The sequence below is a fragment of the Streptomyces sp. NPDC054849 genome (assembly GCF_053610945.1).
On sequence record NZ_JBSGZI010000027.1, the window covers coordinates 19,342 to 35,523 of the forward strand.

Sequence of the window (16,182 nt, forward strand, 5' to 3'; positions counted from 1 at the left end):
GCGGGTCCTCGGGGTGCGGGTCAGTGGGTCCGGCGGGCGGCAGCCGGGATGGCGTCGGCCAGGCGGTCCAGGACCGCCGCGGCCTGCTCGTCGGTCAGGGTCAGCGGGGGGAGCAGGCGGACGACGGCGCAGTGGCGGCCGCCGAGTTCGACGATCAGGCCGCGGTCCAGGCACTCCTGGCGGACGGCTGCGGCGAGGGCAGGTGCTGCGGCCCCGGTGGCGGGGTCGACGAGTTCGACGCCGATCATCAGGCCCCGGCCCCGGACGTCCCCGATACAGGGATGCCCGGCGGCCAGGCCGCGCAGGGCCGTCAGCATCCGCTCGCCCAGGACCCCGGCGCGTTCGGCGAGCCGGTTCTCGCGTACGAAGGCGAGCGTGGCGGTGCCGGCGGCCATGGCGAGCTGGTTGCCGCGGAAGGTTCCGGCATGTGCCCCGGGGGTCCAGACGTCCAGGCCGGCCCGGTACACGATCACCGCGAGCGGCAGGCTGCCGCCGATCGCCTTCGAGAGGACCATCACGTCGGGCACCACCCCGGCGTGGTCGACACCCCAGAAGGCGCCGGTCCGGCCGACGCCCGTCTGCACCTCGTCGGCGATCAGAGGAATCCCCCTCGCCTCGGTGATCTCGCGCATGCGGCGCAGCCAGGCGTCCGGGGAGGGGTTGACGCCGCCCTCGCCCTGCACCGGCTCGACGATCATCCCGGCGGGGGAGGGCACCCCGCCCTTGGGGTCGTCCAGCAGGTTCTCCGTCCAGCGCGCGGCGAGTTCGGCGCCCTCGGCGCCGCCGACGCCGAACGGGCAGCGGAAGTCCTGCGGGTACGGGAGCCGGGTCACCCGTACCTCGGGGGCGCCGCCCGAGGCGTTCAAGGCCCCGGCGGTCATCCCGTGGTAGGCCCCGGTGAAGGCGAGCATTCCGGGGCGGCCGGTCGCGGTGCGGACCAGTTTGAGCGCGGCCTCCACGGCGTCCGTACCGGCCGGCCCGCAGAACTGGATGCGCGCGTCGGCGGCCAGTTCCGGCGGCAGGTTGGCGAACAGCTCGGTGGTGAAGGCGTCCTTGACCGGGGTCGCCAGGTCCAGCACGTGCAGCGGCGCCCCCGAGTCGAGGACGCCCCGGATGGCTTCGAGCACCACGGGGTGGTTGTGGCCGAGGGCGAGGGTGCCGGCGCCCGAGAGGCAGTCGAGGTACCGCCGCCCGTCGGCGCCCTCGATGGTCAGCCCGCGGGCGCGCACCGGGACGATGGGAAGGGAGCGCGCGTACGTCCGGGCGGCGGACTCCCGTTGCGTCTGCCGGCGCAGGATGCCGTCGGGTGCGGAGAGGCCTGCGTCTCCGCCGGGGCCGCCGGTTCCCAGGGGGCCGCCGGGGACTGGGACTGGTACCCGGCTCCCCCATGTCGGCACTTGAGGCGGGGTCTGTGTCGTGGCCGCCGCCGCGGCCGGCTCGGTCAAAGCCACGAGTGTCGGTCCTCCCGCACTGACTGCTTCTCCGGATTGCGCCTCGAACATGAACGCTGCGCCCCCATCCCCCGTACGTACCAACGACGGTGACGGCGACGGATCACGGGTGGGGTCAAGATCCTTGCCCCGCAAGGGTCGAGCGGCAGGAACCACCGCCCCGGGCTGTGTCGTCCTCGGCGGCAGCGGCATAGTGGGGGACTGCACTCCACGCCTCGAACCACCAGGGGGACGAACGACATGCGACCGAACCGACCGGTCACCGCGATCCTGTGCGCGGCCACGCTCGCGCTGTCCGCGGCTGCCTGCGGCCCCGGCGACGAGGAGGCCGGCGGCGACGCCAAGCCGACCGTGGCTGCGAGCCTCCCGGCCCCGGACGGGATCAAGATCCCGGACCAGCTCAAGGAAAAGCTCAAGGAACGCGGCATAGACCTGGAGAAGTGGAAGGGGGGTGAGTGGAAGAACTGGAAGCAGGAGGACTGGCTCCGCGAGGCGGGCGACTACATCAACCCGATCATCGAGGGCCTGTGGGACCCGGACCGCATGCGTGACGCCGAGCAGCCGCAGCGCCCGGCCGTCGACCCGGACGCGGGCAAGGACCAGGGCGTCACCGACCCGATCCCGGCCCCGGTGACGGCCAAGCAGGCCGGCCCGCCCTACCACCAGAGCGTTCCGGAGTCCGGCAAGGTCTTCTTCGACGGGCCCGAGGGCTCGATGGTCTGCTCCGCGACCGTGGTCAAGGATCCCGCCCACCCCGGCAAGTCCAACATGGTCTGGACGGCGGGCCACTGCGTGCACGCGGGCAAGTCCGGCGGCTGGTACCGCAACATCGCCTTCGTCCCGTCCTACAACAACGCGGGCAAGCCGTCGGCGCAGCTCAAGGGCGCGCCCCGCGAGCAGGTGGCCCCGTACGGCGTCTGGTGGAGCGACTGGGCGCAGACCTCGGACCAGTGGATCGCGACCGGCGGGCCGACCGGCGGCGCCGGTGCCCCGTACGACTTCGCGGTGCTGCACGTGACGCCTGAGAAGGGCAGCGGCAAGTCGCTGGAGGAGACGGTCGGTTCGGCGCTCCCCGTGGACTTCGCCGCGCCCGCCGTGCCGAAGGTCGCGAGCATCACGGCGACGGGCTACCCGGCCGCGGCTCCGTTCGACGGCCAGAAGGCCTTCCAGTGCACGGACAAGCCGGGCCGGCTGACCCTGAGGGCGAACGAGCCGGTGATGTACCGCATCGGCTGCACCATGACCGGCGGTTCCTCCGGTGGCGGCTGGGTCGCGGCGGGCGCCGACGGCAAGCGGGCGCTGGTGTCGAACACCTCGATCGGCCCGGCCAAGGCGGGCTGGCTGGCCGGACCCCGGCTGGGTCCGGAGGCGAAGGGCGTCTTCGACGCCGTCAGCGGCAAGTTCAAGTAGCACCGGAGCCCGGAGCACCGCAACACCCAAGCACCGCAGCACCGCAGCAAGACCGAACGGCTGAGGCCCCCCTGCACCGCAGGGGGGCCTCAGCCGTCGAGCGATCAAGCCGTGAGGCCTGCTTACCGCTTCGCGAGCGCGTACGGCGCCAGGTCAGCCGCCAGTTCCTGGTGGACCCGGGCCTTGAGCAGGGTGCCGTCCGGGGTGTGCTCCTCGGAGATCACCTCGCCCTCGGCATGCGCCTTGGCGACCAGCGAGCCGCGCGTGTACGGCACCATGGCCTCCACCTCGACCTCGGGCCGCGGCAGCTCGGAGTCGATGAGCGCGAGCAGCTCTTCGATGCCCATGCCGGTCCGCGCCGAGACGGCGATGGAGTGGCGCTCGATCCGCAGCAGCCGCTGCAGTACGAGCGGATCCGCTGCGTCCGCCTTGTTGATCACGACGATCTCGGGCACGTTCACCGCGCCGACCTCGCGGATCACCTCGCGCACCGCCGCCAGCTGCTCCTCCGGCGCCGGGTGCGAGCCGTCCACGATGTGCAGGATGAGGTCGGAGTCGCCGACCTCCTCCATCGTGGAGCGGAACGCCTCGACGAGGTGGTGGGGCAGATGCCGGACGAAGCCGACCGTGTCGGCCAGGGTGTAGACCCGGCCGCTCGGCGTCTCTGCCCGGCGCACGGTCGGGTCGAGGGTGGCGAACAGTGCGTTCTCCACCAGGACGCCCGCGCCCGTGAGGCGGTTGAGCAGCGAGGACTTGCCTGCGTTGGTGTAGCCGGCGATGGCGACCGAGGGCACCTTGTTGCGGCGGCGTTCCTGCCGCTTGATGTCGCGGCCGGTCTTCATCTCCGCGATCTCCCGGCGCATCTTCGCCATCTTCTCGCGGATCCGTCGCCGGTCGGTCTCGATCTTGGTCTCACCGGGGCCACGGGTGGCCATGCCGCCACCGCCGCCGCCACCCATCTGCCGGGACAGCGAGGCGCCCCAGCCGCGCAGTCGCGGCAGCATGTACTGCATCTGCGCGAGGGCGACCTGCGCCTTGCCCTCTCGGGACTTGGCGTGCTGGGCGAAGATGTCGAGGATGAGGGCGGTCCGGTCGACCACCTTCACCTTGACGACGTCTTCGAGGGCGATGAGCTGGCCGGGGCTGAGCTCGCCGTCACAGACGACGGTGTCGGCGCCGCTCTCCATGACGATGTCCCGCAGCTCGCGGGCCTTGCCCGAACCGATGAAGGTGGCCGGGTCCGGCTTGTCGCGGCGCTGGATCACGCCGTCGAGTACGAGGGCTCCCGCCGTCTCGGCGAGGGCGGCGAGCTCCGCCAGGGAGTTCTCCGCGTCGGTCACCGTGCCGGAGGTCCAGACACCGACGAGCACGACGCGCTCCAGGCGCAGCTGCCGGTACTCGACCTCGGTGACGTCTTCGAGCTCGGTGGAGAGGCCGGCCACGCGGCGCAGGGCCGCGCGCTCCGAGCGTTCGAACTGCTCGCCGTCCCGGTCTCCGTCGATCTCGTGGCTCCAGGCGACGTCCTCTTCCATCAGGGCATCGGCCCGAAGGCTCTCGGTGAAGCTCTGCGGGTCACGCACGTCCTGTGCGTCCCGCGCGTCCTGGGAAGGGGAAGAAGAGGAGGTCATTGGATCCTTACGTCGATTCGAATAGCGCTGTCACGCTGACTGTCATGTCCAACGTGTCACACCGTCCGGGGATTCCCCGAACGGCCCCGTCGATGGTGACATGCCCGTTCCTCGCGGGTCACACGCTTTTATCGGCCGGAGGCGGCCCCGGCCGACCCGGCTCCGCCCGCTGCGGTCTTGCCCGACGCGGCCTTGCCCGACGCGGCGGGGGCGCTCCACTCCGGGTGCCCGGGCATCGCCGGGGTCGTCTTCCCGTACAGCCACGGCTGCAGGAAGGCCCCGAGGTCCCGGCCCGCCTCCTGCGAGGCCAGGCGTACGAAGTCCTCCGTGCCCGCGACCCCGTCCCGGTACTCGGAGACCCAGCGCCGCTCGACCCGGTCGAAGGCCTCGAAGCCGATCTCCTGGCGCAGCGCGTAGAGGATCAGCGCGGCGCCGTCGTAGACCACCGGCCGGAACAGCCCGATCTTCTCGCCGGGCGCCGGCGCCTTGGGGGCGGCCGGGGGGCCGCCCGCCGCCCGCCACTGGTCGGAGCGCTGGTACGCCTCGCGCATGCGCCGCTCCAGGGAGTACTTGCCGAGGCCGTCCGCGTACAGGGCCTCGTACCAGGTGGCGTGTCCTTCGTTGAGCCACAGGTCGGACCAGGTCCGCGGGGAGACGCTGTCGCCGAACCACTGGTGGGCCAGCTCGTGCACCATCACGGACTCGACGTACCACTCGGGGTAGCCCTCGCCCGCGAAGAGGCTGTTCTCGAAGAGCGAGAGGGTCTGCGTCTCCAGCTCGAAGCCGGTGGTGGCGCGCGCGATCAGCACGCCGTAGTTCTCGAAGGGGTAGGGGCCGACCCGCTCCTCCATCCACTCGACGTGGCCCGCGGTCTTCTTCAGCCATGGCTCCAGCCGCTGCCTGTCCTCGGCGGGCACCACGTCGCGCAGCGGCAGCCCGTGCGGTCCGGTGCGGTGCACGACGGCGGAGCGGCCCACCGAGACCTGGGCCAGCTCGGTGGCCATCGGGTGCCGGGTCCGGTACGTCCAGGTGCTGGAGGGGCCGATGCGCAGGGCGGGGGCCACCGACTCGCCGTTGGCGACCGCCGTGAGCCCGGCCGGGGCGGTGATCCGGAAGGTGAAGTAGGCCTTGTCGGCCGGGTGGTCGTTGCAGGGGAACACGCGGTGGGCGGCGTCCGCCTGGTTGGCCATGGCCAGGCCGTCCTCGGTGGGCACCCAGCCGCCGTCCCCGCGTCCGCGCGGGTCGCTGGTGTGCCGGACCGAGATGTGCAGCGGCACGTTGTCCGCCACCGCGCGTGCGGGAGTCAGTACGAGGTCCTCCCCCACGCTCTCGAACTGCGCCGGCTCCCCGTTGACCTCGACGGACGCCACCTTCCCGTGGGTGAAGTCCAGGTTGATCCGCTCCAGGGGCTCCAGGGCACGGGCCTCGATGACGGTCACCGCGTCGAGCGGGCTGAGGTTGTCCTTGTACGTGAAGGACAGGTCGTACGAGAGCACGTCGTACCCCGGGTTCCCGAGCTCCGGGAAGAGCCGGTCGCCGATGCCCAGAGGCGTCGGCGGGGGCAGGACGGCGGCGACGAGGGTGAGGGAGGCCGCGGCGAGCAGGGCGGCGCGCAGGCGGGGGGAGGAGAGCTGCATCCACCACCGCTTACCAGCGGCCGCGGCACGGCTGCGAACGGCGCGCGACGAGGCCACCCGAACGGGGCCTTCCGAGGCCGCCCGGTGACACGCGGGGGGCCGAGGGGCCGTGAGACATCCGCCGAGGAGGCCCGGGGGGGAAGAGGCCCGAGAGGAGGGCCCGGGGAGGGTTCGAGGAGCGCGCGCTGAAGCGCGCTGAAGCCCGATGGAGGGCGATGGAGGCCGATGGAGGCCCCGACAAAAAGATCTCCGAGCGCTACGCCCGGCGGACGTCGTACACGCCCGGCACGTCCCGCATCGCCCGCATCAGGGCGGGCAGTCCGGCCGCGTCGGGCAGTTGCAGGGTGTAGGTGTGCCGGACCCGCTGCTCGACCGGGGGCTCCACGGTCGCGGAGACCACCTCGACCCCCTCCCGGGCGATGGCCTCGGTCAGGTCGGCCAGCAGGTGCGGGCGGCCGAACGATTCAGCGAGCAGGGTGACCCGGCAGTCCGCCGTGGCCCGCCAGTGCACGGCGACGGAGGTGCGGCCCACGGCCCGCATCTGGGCCACCGCCGCGCAGTGGATGCGGTGCACGGTGACGGCTCCGCCGCGGACCAGGAAGCCGGCGACGGCGTCCGGCGGTACGGGGGTGCAGCAACCGGCCAGCCGTACGGTGGCGTCCGGCAGCTCGGCGACCGCGTTGCCGCCGCCTCCCCGGGCGCCGATCACGGACAGCGGCGCCCGCGCGGCCGAGGTGGGGGCCATGGCCCGGTCGGGATGGGCCTCGATCCAGCTGCTGATGGCGATCCGTGCGGCGGGGGTCTTCGCGTGGTCCAGCCATTCGGCGGCGGGCCCCGAGGAGGTGTCCTGCGCGAGCAGCAGCTGCACCGTGTCCCCGTCGGACAGGGGGGAGGACAGCGAGGTGAGGCGCCCGTTGACACGGGCGCCGATACAGCCATGGGCCGCCTCGCCGTGCTGCGCGTAGGCGGCGTCGATACAGCTCGCCCCGGCCGGCAGGCCGAGCGTGCCCCCGTCCGCCCGGAACACGGTGATCTCCCGGTCCTGGGCGAGCTCGGCGCGGAGCACGCTCCAGAAGGTGTCGGGGTCGGGCGCGGACTGCTGCCAGTCGAGCAGCCTGGACAGCCAGCCGGGCCGCGTGGGGTCCACCCGCTCCTCGTCCGGGTCGGCGGCGGCGTCCGGCGTCGCGGTGGCGTACGGATTGCCGAGCGCCACCACGCCGGCCTCCGCGACGCGGTGCATCTGCCGGGTGCGCACGATGACCTCGGCCACGTAGCCCTCGGGTGTGGCGACGGCGGTGTGCAGCGACTGGTAGAGGTTGAACTTCGGCGTGGCGATGAAGTCCTTGAACTCCGAGATGACGGGGGTGAAGCAGGTGTGCAGCTCCCCCAGGACCCCGTAGCAGTCGGCGTTCTCGCCGACGAGGACGAGGATGCGGCCGAAGTCGGAGCCGCGCAGTTCGCCGCGCGTCCTGGCGATCCGGTGCACGGAGACGAAGTGCCGCGGCCGTACCTGTACCTCGGCGGTGATGCCGGCGTCGCGCAGCACGGTCCGCACGGCGTCGGCGATGGCGGGCAGCGGGTCGCTCTCCCCCGCGTGGGCGGCGATGAGCGCGCGGGTGCTCTCGTACTCCTCGGGGTGCAGGATGGCGAAGACGAGGTCTTCCAGCTCGGTCTTGAGGGCCTGGACGCCGAGCCGTTCGGCCAGCGGGATGAGCACGTCGCGGGTGACCTTGGCGATGCGGGCCTGTTTCTCGGGGCGCATCACGCCCAGGGTGCGCATGTTGTGCAGTCGGTCGGCGAGTTTGATGGACATGACGCGGACGTCGTTGCCGGTGGCGACGAGCATCTTGCGGAAGGTCTCGGGCTCGGCGGCGGCGCCGTAGTCGATCTTCTCCACCTTGGTGACGCCGTCGACGATGAAGCAGACCTCGTCGCCGAACTCCGCCCTGACCTGATCGAGGGTCACATCGGTGTCCTCCACGGTGTCGTGGAGCAGGGAGGCCGTCAAGGTGGTGGTTTCGGCGCCGAGTTCGGCGAGGATCAAGGTGACGGCGAGCGGATGTGTGATGTACGGCTCACCGCTTTTTCGCATCTGACCGCGGTGCGAGGTCTCCGCGAGGAGATAAGCCCGGCGCAGAACGGACAGATCGGCGTCCGGATGGTGGGCGCGATGCGCCTCGGCGACGTGGCCGATCGCGTCCGGAAGCCGGTCTCGGGATGTGGGCCCGAGCAGAGCCGCGCGCCCGAGCCGGCGCAGATCGAGCCTGGTCCGACCGCGTCTGCGGAGCTCAGGGCGCGCTTCGGGGTGTGCTTCGGGGTTCGTGGCCTCTGCACTCATGGGCACCTCCGGCGGCTTCGACCGGCGGTGGTGGGCATGGGGTGAGCCCTCAGGGCCGGTGCCTGATGTTACCGACCCCACCACGTGGCGCAGTCCACCTCTCGCTCAGCGTGAAACGGATCACCCATTAGAGGGAAGCTTCAGCCGAAAGCCGTTTCGGTGAGCCAGGCCTCGTCGAACTCGCCCGCGGCCACGATCACGGCGGGTCCCGTCATGTCGATCTGCCCGTCGGGGTGCTCGGTGATGACGAGGGTTCCGCCCGGGAGGTCGACGGTGTACGAGACCGGCTCGCCGGAGGCGGCCGGGTCCGCGCCGTCGCGGCGGATGGCGGCCACGGCGACGGCGCAGGCGCCGGTGCCGCAGGAGCGGGTCTCGCCGGAGCCGCGTTCGTGGACACGCATGGCGACGTGCCGGGGGCCGCGGTCGACGACGAACTCGACGTTGACACCCGTCGGGTAGGCCGACGCCGGGCTGAAGGGCGGGGCGGCGTAGAGGTTCCCGGCGTGGTCGAGGCTTTCAACGAAGGCCACGGCGTGCGGGTTCCCCATGTTCACGTTGCGCGCGGGCCAGCTCCGCGAGCCGACGCTGACCGTGACCTCGCCCTCCGGGAACTCGGCGCGGCCCATGGAGACGGTGACGTCGCCCGTCTTGTCGAGGTGCACGCGCTTGACGCCGCCGCGGGTGGCGACCGCGAGGTCCCCGGACTCGACGTGTCCCGCGTACTGGAGGTAGCGGGCGAAGACGCGCACGCCGTTGCCGCACATCTCGGCGATGCTTCCGTCGCTGTTGCGGTAGTCCATGAACCACTCCGCCTCGTCGGCCAGGTGCGCCGCCTCGGGGTGCGCGGCGGACCGGACGACGTGCAGGACGCCGTCCGCGCCGATCCCGGCCCGCCGGTCGCACAGCTTCGCGACGGCGGATGCGGGCAGCTCGACGGCGTTGTCCGGGTCCGGGACGATCACGAAGTCGTTCTCGGTGCCGTGGCCCTTGAGGAAGGAGAGGGTGGTCTGCGTCACCCGCTCATGGTACCGAGCCCCTGCTCAGAGGCGCTGAGCGGTCCAGTGGGCGGAGTCGGCCCGTGCGATCAGCGGAGCCGGGCCACCCGGTAGACGGCGAGACCTACGACGACCAGTGCGACCACGGCGTACAGCGCGGCCATGCGCCAGTCGGGGCGGCGGCCGCTTCCGCGGGCCGGGAGCCCGGGCCACGCGTAGCCGACCCGGTGGGCGGCCATCATCCCCCAGCCTGCGGCGCAGCAGCTGATGAGGAAGCCGAGCATGGCGACCACGGCACCGCCGTCGCCGAACTCGAAGGCGAGCGGGAAGGCGAACATCAGCGAACCGGTGGCGGCGAGCATCACGATCGGGGCGATCTGCCACAGGCGCAGGCGGCGCTGCGGACGCAGTTCGACCTCGAACTCGGGGCCGGCGGCTGCCTCCGCCTCGGCGGAGTCCGGGGCGTCCGGACCGTCGGGGCTCAGGCGCGCCGGGTCGGCGGGCAGCCCGAGGCCCGTGGTCCCGTCCGTTCCGCCGAGAAGCGTCGGGTCCGCTTCCCGCCGGGTGTCGTCCCGCTCGGTGTCGCGAGGGCCGGCCTCCATCGCCACGCGCCCTCCCCACTCGGACTCAGTACGCCGCCATGCATCGCAGGTGATCGCACCCGCTGAAGTTTGATGATGGCACGCCCTCGGCCCCGCTACGGGCGCCCGGGGCGTCCCGATGCCATCACGTGATCAGGCTGTAACCGCTCGTTCGACCAACGACTGCGCGAGCCCGGGGAGTTCCCCCCGGTCGGCGGCGGCCCCGCTGAGCCAGTGGACGCGCGGGTCGCGGCGGAACCAGGAGTCCTGGCGGCGGGCGAACCGCTTGGTCGCACGGACGGTCTCCGCCCGGGCCTCGTCCTCGGTGCACTCCCCGGCGAGGGCGGCCAGCACCTGCTGGTAGCCGAGCGCCCTGGAGGCGGTGATTCCGTCGCGCAGCCCGCGGGCCTCCAGCGCGCGCACTTCGTCCACCAGCCCGGCCTCCCACATCCGGTCCACCCGCAGCGCGATCCGCTCGTCGAGCTCCGGCCGGGCGACGTCGACACCGATCTGCACGGTGTCGTAGACGGACTCGTGGCCGGGCAGGTTGGCGGTGAAGGGGCGGCCGGTGATCTCGATGACTTCCAGCGCCCGGACGATGCGGCGGCCGTTGCTGGGCAGGATGGCCCGGGCGGCGGCCGGGTCGGCGGCGGCGAGCCGGGCGTGCAGGGCGCCGGAGCCGCGCAGCGTGAGCTCCTCCTCGAGCCGGGCGCGCACCTCGGGATCGGTGCCGGGGAACTCCATGACGTCCAGGGCGCCGCGGACGTACAGGCCGGAGCCGCCGACGAGGACGGGCGTACGGCCCTCGGCGAGCAGCTTGTCGATCTCCAGGCGCGCCAGCCGCTGATACTCGGCGACGTTGGCGGTGTCGGTGACGTCCCAGATGTCGAGGAGGTGGTGCGGGACACCTCCGCGTTCCTCGGTCGTCAGCTTGGCGGTGCCGATGTCCATCCCCCGGTACAGCTGCATGGAGTCGGCGTTGACGACTTCGCCGTCGAAACGGCGGGCCAGGGCGACGCCCAGGTCGGACTTTCCTGCCGCGGTGGGACCGACGACGGCGATGACCCGCGGTGCGGGGGGTGCTTTCCTCACCGCCACAGTCTCGCAAACCCCACGGCATGTACCCGATCGAGTTACGTGACGGGGCGGTGGTGGGGTCGTTGCCCTGGCGAGGTTCCGGCCCGGCATGCGCCCTGCGTACGCCCGGCGGAGGCCGGTCCGGCCACGGCGGAACTTCACTCACACGAGTAACGTTAATGGGAGTGGACATGGGCGTTTTTGATCGGTTTTTTCGTCGTAAGGACGAGGTCGCGGCCGAGGAGGTCGCGGCAGAGGCCCTGACGGCGGAGCCCGGTGGAGCCGAGGAGGCCGAGGCCGAGCCGGTGGTTGCGGAGGCCCCGGCGGCGGAAGCCGTGGAGATTCCGAAGCAACAGTCGGCCGAGGTGGCCGCGGACACCGAGGCCGGCGAGGGCGCCCGCACGTAGCGACGCCCAACGGAAGGTGACCCATGGGCCTGCTGGACAATCTCAAGGCCAAGCTCGCTCCGGCGAAGGAGAAGGTCGGCGACCTCGCCCTGAAGAACGAGGGCAGGATCAACCAGGGTCTGGACAAGATGGCCAAGGCCGTGGACTCCAAGACCAAGGGCAAGTACAGCGGCCACATCTCGAGCGGTACGGGCAAGGCGAAGGACGCCCTGGGGAAGATCGCGCACAAGGACGCCCCCGGCGGCCCGACGCCGCCGGCCGCCTCCTGACGCGGTCCAGGAAAGGGGCGCGGGACCAGCGAATGCCGGTCCCGCGCCCCTTCGCCGTTTTCAAGGGGCTCGCACCCCGGCGGCCGGACGCCCCCGCGAGGACGGGCCGGGCGGCCGGTCCGGGCCGGGCGTCCGTCGGTCGGTCGGATGGGCGGTCCGTCGGTCGGTCGGTCCGTCGGTCGGTCGGGCGGTCGGGCGGTCGGTCGGGCGGTCGGGCGGTCGGGCGGTCGGCGCCTACGACCAGGCCGCGACGAAGTACCCCACCCCGTACGGGGCGTCCTCGTACAGCAGGCGCCCCTGGAGGTCCGCGCCCTCCGCGGCGCCGGCCAGCACCTGCCAGGGGGCCCGGCCGGCGACCTGCAGTTCGGCCGCGAGTGCGGCGTCGAGCGCGGTGAGCGCCTCCACGTCGGCGTCGCCCAGCGCGCGTGCGGCCGCCGCGTCGAAGGCGGCGGCGCGCGTGTCGAGGTAGCCGGGCGCCTTGAGGGTCCGTCGCGCGCTGCCGTCACCCATCACGAGCAACGCGACCCGGGCGGAACGCGCGCCGAGCTCCCGGCCGGTGTCCAGGCAGCGGGCGGTGTCCGTCGGCTCGCCGACCCCGAGCCCCTCGACCGGGGATGCGCCCCAGCGCGCGTGCCCGAGCAGCCAGGCGCCCACGGCGAGCGAGGGGGGCAGCAGGCGCGGTCCGTCCTCGCCCTCCCCGAGTCGTACGTCGGCATCGACGCCGAATCCGCGGAAACTGCCGCGGGCGCCCTGGGGGTAGGGACCGCGGTGGTCCTGGTCGGCGACCCCGACGACGACCAGCAGGTCGGGCCGGGACGCGGCGAGCACCGCAAGCGCGTCGGAGCAGGCGGTGCGGGCGTCGCCGAGTTCGGCGGCGGCCCCCGCGGCGACCTCCGGCACGAGCAGCGGCGGGGCGGGACAGACGGCAGCGGCTACGAGCATGATCCGCAGCCTAGCCGTCGCCGGACGAGGCGTAGGGTGGCGGGCCATTCCGGCCGGAGCCCGCGGAAGCCGAGGGCCCGGCGCCCGCTTCGTCTGCGGCGCGGCGTCGCAAGCGGCCAGGCCGCGCCGGGCTTCCCAGGCTCCGTCCCGGACCCTCGCACCTCAACCGCCGACGACGCCGGCTTCGGCTCCGCTGGCGGCCCGGCCCCGCATCCGCGGAGCCGGATGCCGGCGGGCCGGAATCAGCCCTGCGGCGCGGCGCAGCCTGCGGTGGTGACCGGCAGGGGTGCCGGGACGCCCAGCGTCGGGATGCCGAGCAGCACGCCGGACGGCTTGGCGGGGGCGGCGTTGCGCTTCTCCCAGGCGTCGCCGGCGCGCGTGCGGCGCACGGTCGGCGTCGGGCCCTCGGCCAGCAGGTGGTGCGGGGCCGCGTAGGTGATGTCCACCGTGACCACGTCGCCCGGGCGGACCTCCGCCTCCGGCTTGGTGAAGTGAACCAGGCGGTTGTCGGGGGCGCGGCCCGACAGGCGGTGCGTGGCGCCGTCCTTGCGGCCCTCGCCCTCCGCGACCATGACCTCCAGAGTGCGGCCGACCTGCTTCTTGTTCTCCTCCCAGGAGATCTCCTCCTGAAGGGCGACCAGGCGCATGTAGCGGTCCTGCACGACCTCCTTGGGGATCTGACCGTCCATGTCGGCGGCGGGGGTGCCGGGCCGCTTGGAGTACTGGAAGGTGAAGGCGTTCGCGAAGCGGGCCTCGCGCACGGTGTGCATCGTCTGCTGGAAGTCCTCCTCCGTCTCACCGGGGAAGCCCACGATGATGTCGGTGGAGATCGCGGCGTGCGGGATCGCGGCGCGGACCTTCCCGATGATGCCGAGGAAGCGCTCCTGCCGGTACGAGCGGCGCATCGCCTTGAGGATCGGGTCCGAGCCGGACTGCAGCGGCATGTGCAGCTGCGGCATCACGTTCGGGGTCTCGGCCATCGCCGCGATCACGTCGTCCGTGAAGTCGCGCGGGTGCGGGGACGTGAAGCGGACCCGCTCCAGGCCCTCGATCCGGCCGCACGCGCGCAGCAGCTTGCTGAAGGCCTCGCGGTCGCCCAGGTCGGAGCCGTACGCGTTCACGTTCTGGCCGAGCAGGGTGATCTCCGAGACGCCCTCCGCGACGAGGGCCTCCACCTCGGCGAGGATGTCGCCGGGGCGGCGGTCCTCCTCCTTGCCGCGCAGCGCCGGGACGATGCAGAAGGTGCAGGTGTTGTTGCAGCCGACGGAGATCGAGACCCAGGCGGCGTAGGCGGACTCGCGGCGGGTCGGGAGCGTAGAGGGGAAGGCCTCCAGCGACTCGGCGATCTCGACCTGCGCCTCCTCCTGGATGCGGGCGCGCTCCAGCAGCACGGGGAGCTTGCCGATGTTGTGCGTACCGAAGACGACGTCGACCCAGGGGGCCCGCTTGACGATCGTGTCGCGGTCCTTCTGCGCGAGGCAGCCGCCGACGGCGATCTGCATGCCGGGGCGCTTCGTCTTCATCGGGGCGAGCCGGCCGAGGTTGCCGTACAGCTTGTTGTCGGCGTTCTCGCGGACCGCGCAGGTGTTGAAGACCACGACGTCGGCGTCGCCGTCGGCGCCCTCGGGCGCCCGGACGTAGCCGGCGTCCTCCAGCAGACCGGAGAGCCGCTCCGAGTCGTGCACGTTCATCTGGCACCCGTAGGTGCGCACCTCGTAGCTTCGCTTCACGTCCACTGCCTGGCTCCGGTCGCTGCTGGTCATGCCACAAGGGTAGGCGGTACCCGGAAGCCCTCCGGTCCCCCGTGCAGCCGGCCTGCGGGGAGGCGGCGGCCGAAGAGGACGAGCAGCAGGTCCTGGGCTTTCCCGTGGACCGGAGTTCCGTCGCCGTGGGACCAGTCGAGGTCGTCGGCGCGCAGCTGGACACCGGTCAGGTCCACGCCGAAGAAGCGCAGGTTACTGGGGCGGACGGCGTCGAGGAGGAGCCGCAGCCGGTCCTCGGGGACCTGGCGCGGGTGGCCGAGGGCGGTGGTGATGTCGAGGCCGTGGACCACGTCGTGGGCCAGTGCCCCGGTGGGCCCGGCGGCCGAGGGCTTCCAGGGGTGGCCGTCGTTCTCGCGGAGCAGCTCGGCGAGCTCGCGCGTGCCGAAGGCGGCGGCGTCGCGGCGGGCGGTGCGGTCGGTCATCCGGTGCAGGTTCCCTCGGGCCCGCAGCAGCTCGGCGGCGAAGCCCGGGAGGGAGGTCCGGAAGCCGAGCGACATGTGGGCGGCGACCTCGCGGACGCGCCAGCCGGCGCAGAGGGACGGGGCGTCCCACTGGGCCGGGGTGAGGGCGTCGAGTACGTCGGCCAGCTCGCGGCGTTCGGCGGCGACGGCCGCGGCGATCGTACGGCGGGGCGTCGGGGGTCGGGGTCGGGATTCGGGCGCGGTAGGACTCATGGATTCAGGGTCGGCTCCCGCGCACGCATAAGTCCAAGAGCGAGTGCTTCTGCGATCTAGAAGCCGTGGTTATGGAACTGGCTCAGCTGCGTTACTTCGTGGCGGTGGTCGAGGAGGGCAGCTTCACCCGTGCCGGAGCGCGGCTGCACGTGTCCCAGCCCGGCGTGAGCGCTCAGATCAGGCAGCTGGAGCGGGAGCTGGGGCAGCGGCTGCTCGACCGGTCCGGGCGGCGGGTCACGCCGACCGAGACGGGCGAGGCGGTCCTCTCGTACGCGCGGGCCGCGCTGGCGGCGGTCGAGGGGATACGGCGGACGGCCGAGGAGTTCTCCGGGCTGCTGCGCGGGCGGGTGACCCTCGGTCTCATCCCGGGCGCGGCCGCGGCGGTGAGGGACGGGTTCGACGTGGTGGAGGCGCTGGGAAGCTTCCACGACGAGCACCCCCGGGTGGAGATCGCGCTGTCCGAGGACACCTCGGAGCGGATGCTGGCCGCCCTGCTGCGGGGAGCTGGACCTGGCGGTGGTCGGCCTCGGCGGGGAGCCTCCGCCGGGGATCTCCTGCCAGGTGGTGATCGACGATCCCCTGGTGGCCGCGGTCCGGGCGGACGACCCCCTCGTGGCGCAGTCCGCGGGCGGCGGGATCCCGCTGGCGGCGCTGCGCGAACGGGCGCTGATCAGCCTGCCGCGCGGCACCGGACTGCGCGGGGTGCTGGAGCGGGCGTGCGCGGAGGCGGGCTTCGCCCCGCGGGTGGAGTTCGAGGCGGCGGCCCCCGCGGTACTGGTACGCCTGGCCGCGCGGGGGCTGGGGGTGGCGGTGGTGCCGTCGGGGGCCGAGTCCGGAGCGGACGGGCGGGACGGCGGCGGAGTGCGCGCGCTGCGGATCACCGAGCCGGCGCTGAACGGGCGGGTGGCGCTGGCCTGGCGCACGGCCGGGCCGGCCGGGCCCGCCGCCCGCAGGCTGCTGGGACGGCTGCGCGCCCAGGCTCCCGGCCGGCCCGCACCGTGACAGGACGG

General features: G+C 73.0%; 14 protein-coding genes and 1 pseudogene. 5 read left to right on the forward strand and 10 right to left on the reverse strand.

Annotation, left to right across the window (positions count from 1 at the left end):
• Positions 1-20 precede the first annotated feature (20 nt).
• Positions 21-1,502 (reverse strand): diaminobutyrate--2-oxoglutarate transaminase family protein, encoded by a 1,482-nt coding sequence (locus ACWGIF_RS14875; RefSeq protein WP_453496412.1) that lies wholly within the window; start codon positions 1,500-1,502, stop codon positions 21-23.
• A 189-nt stretch (positions 1,503-1,691) separates the two neighbouring features.
• Here ACWGIF_RS14875 and ACWGIF_RS14880 point away from each other — a divergent pair, with 189 nt between their 5' ends.
• Entirely contained in the window at positions 1,692-2,861 is a 1,170-nt protein-coding gene (locus tag ACWGIF_RS14880; protein WP_453496415.1) for a trypsin-like serine peptidase, read from the forward strand.
• A 122-nt stretch (positions 2,862-2,983) separates the two neighbouring features.
• Here ACWGIF_RS14880 and hflX read toward each other — a convergent pair whose 3' ends face one another.
• From hflX to miaA, 6 genes are all read right to left on the reverse strand, one after another.
• Entirely contained in the window at positions 2,984-4,489 is a 1,506-nt protein-coding gene (gene hflX / locus ACWGIF_RS14885; RefSeq protein WP_453496417.1) for a GTPase HflX, read from the reverse strand.
• Between the two features lie 128 nt (positions 4,490-4,617).
• Complete coding sequence (locus ACWGIF_RS14890; protein WP_453496421.1) at positions 4,618-6,126, reverse strand: M1 family metallopeptidase; 1,509 nt, start codon at positions 6,124-6,126, stop codon at positions 4,618-4,620.
• A gap of 256 nt (positions 6,127-6,382) precedes the next feature.
• Complete coding sequence (locus tag ACWGIF_RS14895; RefSeq protein WP_453496424.1) at positions 6,383-8,464, reverse strand: RelA/SpoT family protein; 2,082 nt, start codon at positions 8,462-8,464, stop codon at positions 6,383-6,385.
• A gap of 140 nt (positions 8,465-8,604) precedes the next feature.
• A complete protein-coding gene (gene dapF, locus ACWGIF_RS14900; protein WP_453496427.1) occupies positions 8,605-9,480 on the reverse strand; it encodes a diaminopimelate epimerase in 876 nt (291 codons plus the stop codon).
• A 68-nt stretch (positions 9,481-9,548) separates the two neighbouring features.
• Complete coding sequence (locus ACWGIF_RS14905) at positions 9,549-10,061, reverse strand: hypothetical protein (protein WP_453496550.1); 513 nt, start codon at positions 10,059-10,061, stop codon at positions 9,549-9,551.
• A 132-nt stretch (positions 10,062-10,193) separates the two neighbouring features.
• Positions 10,194-11,132 (reverse strand): tRNA (adenosine(37)-N6)-dimethylallyltransferase MiaA, encoded by a 939-nt coding sequence (gene miaA / locus ACWGIF_RS14910; protein WP_453496429.1) that lies wholly within the window; start codon positions 11,130-11,132, stop codon positions 10,194-10,196.
• A gap of 176 nt (positions 11,133-11,308) precedes the next feature.
• Between miaA and ACWGIF_RS14915 the strand changes: the two genes are divergently transcribed.
• Positions 11,309-11,524, forward strand: a complete 216-nt coding sequence (locus ACWGIF_RS14915; RefSeq protein ID WP_453496432.1) for a gliding motility protein — start codon at positions 11,309-11,311, stop codon at positions 11,522-11,524.
• 23 nt (positions 11,525-11,547) lie between these two features.
• Positions 11,548-11,793, forward strand: a complete 246-nt coding sequence (locus tag ACWGIF_RS14920) for an antitoxin (protein ID WP_453496435.1) — start codon at positions 11,548-11,550, stop codon at positions 11,791-11,793.
• A 234-nt stretch (positions 11,794-12,027) separates the two neighbouring features.
• Here the strand turns inward: ACWGIF_RS14920 and ACWGIF_RS14925 are convergent, their stop codons facing one another.
• From ACWGIF_RS14925 to ACWGIF_RS14935, 3 genes are all read right to left on the reverse strand, one after another.
• Positions 12,028-12,735 (reverse strand): hypothetical protein, encoded by a 708-nt coding sequence (locus tag ACWGIF_RS14925; protein WP_453496438.1) that lies wholly within the window; start codon positions 12,733-12,735, stop codon positions 12,028-12,030.
• A gap of 242 nt (positions 12,736-12,977) precedes the next feature.
• Positions 12,978-14,498, reverse strand: a complete 1,521-nt coding sequence (gene miaB, locus ACWGIF_RS14930; RefSeq protein WP_453496441.1) for a tRNA (N6-isopentenyl adenosine(37)-C2)-methylthiotransferase MiaB — start codon at positions 14,496-14,498, stop codon at positions 12,978-12,980.
• Positions 14,495-15,172, reverse strand: a complete 678-nt coding sequence (locus tag ACWGIF_RS14935) for a maleylpyruvate isomerase family mycothiol-dependent enzyme (RefSeq protein ID WP_453496444.1) — start codon at positions 15,170-15,172, stop codon at positions 14,495-14,497. Before ACWGIF_RS14935 ends, miaB begins: the two co-directional genes overlap by 4 nt.
• Positions 15,173-15,243: 71 nt before the next feature.
• Here ACWGIF_RS14935 and ACWGIF_RS14940 point away from each other — a divergent pair.
• Together ACWGIF_RS14940 and ACWGIF_RS14945 are read left to right on the forward strand one after the other, a co-directional pair.
• Positions 15,244-15,369 (forward strand): annotated as a pseudogene (locus ACWGIF_RS14940) (LysR family transcriptional regulator); the annotation flags it as partial.
• 319 nt (positions 15,370-15,688) lie between these two features.
• Positions 15,689-16,174 (forward strand): LysR family transcriptional regulator substrate-binding protein, encoded by a 486-nt coding sequence (locus ACWGIF_RS14945; protein WP_453496553.1) that lies wholly within the window; start codon positions 15,689-15,691, stop codon positions 16,172-16,174.
• Positions 16,175-16,182 lie beyond the last annotated feature (8 nt).

Excerpts from the sequence above, each read along its gene's own strand:
- ACWGIF_RS14890 (WP_453496421.1), bottom strand. The coding sequence starts at position 6,126 with ATGCAGCTCTCCTCCCCCCGCCTGCGCGCCGCCCTGCTCGCCGCGGCC.
- ACWGIF_RS14880 (WP_453496415.1), top strand. The coding sequence starts at position 1,692 with ATGCGACCGAACCGACCGGTCACCGCGATCCTGTGCGCGGCCACGCTC.
- ACWGIF_RS14895 (WP_453496424.1), bottom strand. The coding sequence starts at position 8,464 with ATGAGTGCAGAGGCCACGAACCCCGAAGCACACCCCGAAGCGCGCCCT.
- ACWGIF_RS14875 (WP_453496412.1), bottom strand. The coding sequence starts at position 1,502 with ATGTTCGAGGCGCAATCCGGAGAAGCAGTCAGTGCGGGAGGACCGACA.
- ACWGIF_RS14935 (WP_453496444.1), bottom strand. The coding sequence starts at position 15,172 with ATGAGTCCTACCGCGCCCGAATCCCGACCCCGACCCCCGACGCCCCGC.
- ACWGIF_RS14920 (WP_453496435.1), top strand. The coding sequence starts at position 11,548 with ATGGGCCTGCTGGACAATCTCAAGGCCAAGCTCGCTCCGGCGAAGGAG.
- hflX (WP_453496417.1), bottom strand. The coding sequence starts at position 4,489 with ATGACCTCCTCTTCTTCCCCTTCCCAGGACGCGCGGGACGCACAGGAC.
- ACWGIF_RS14925 (WP_453496438.1), bottom strand. The coding sequence starts at position 12,735 with ATGCTCGTAGCCGCTGCCGTCTGTCCCGCCCCGCCGCTGCTCGTGCCG.
- ACWGIF_RS14905 (WP_453496550.1), bottom strand. The coding sequence starts at position 10,061 with ATGGAGGCCGGCCCTCGCGACACCGAGCGGGACGACACCCGGCGGGAA.
- ACWGIF_RS14915 (WP_453496432.1), top strand. The coding sequence starts at position 11,309 with ATGGGCGTTTTTGATCGGTTTTTTCGTCGTAAGGACGAGGTCGCGGCC.
- miaB (WP_453496441.1), bottom strand. The coding sequence starts at position 14,498 with ATGACCAGCAGCGACCGGAGCCAGGCAGTGGACGTGAAGCGAAGCTAC.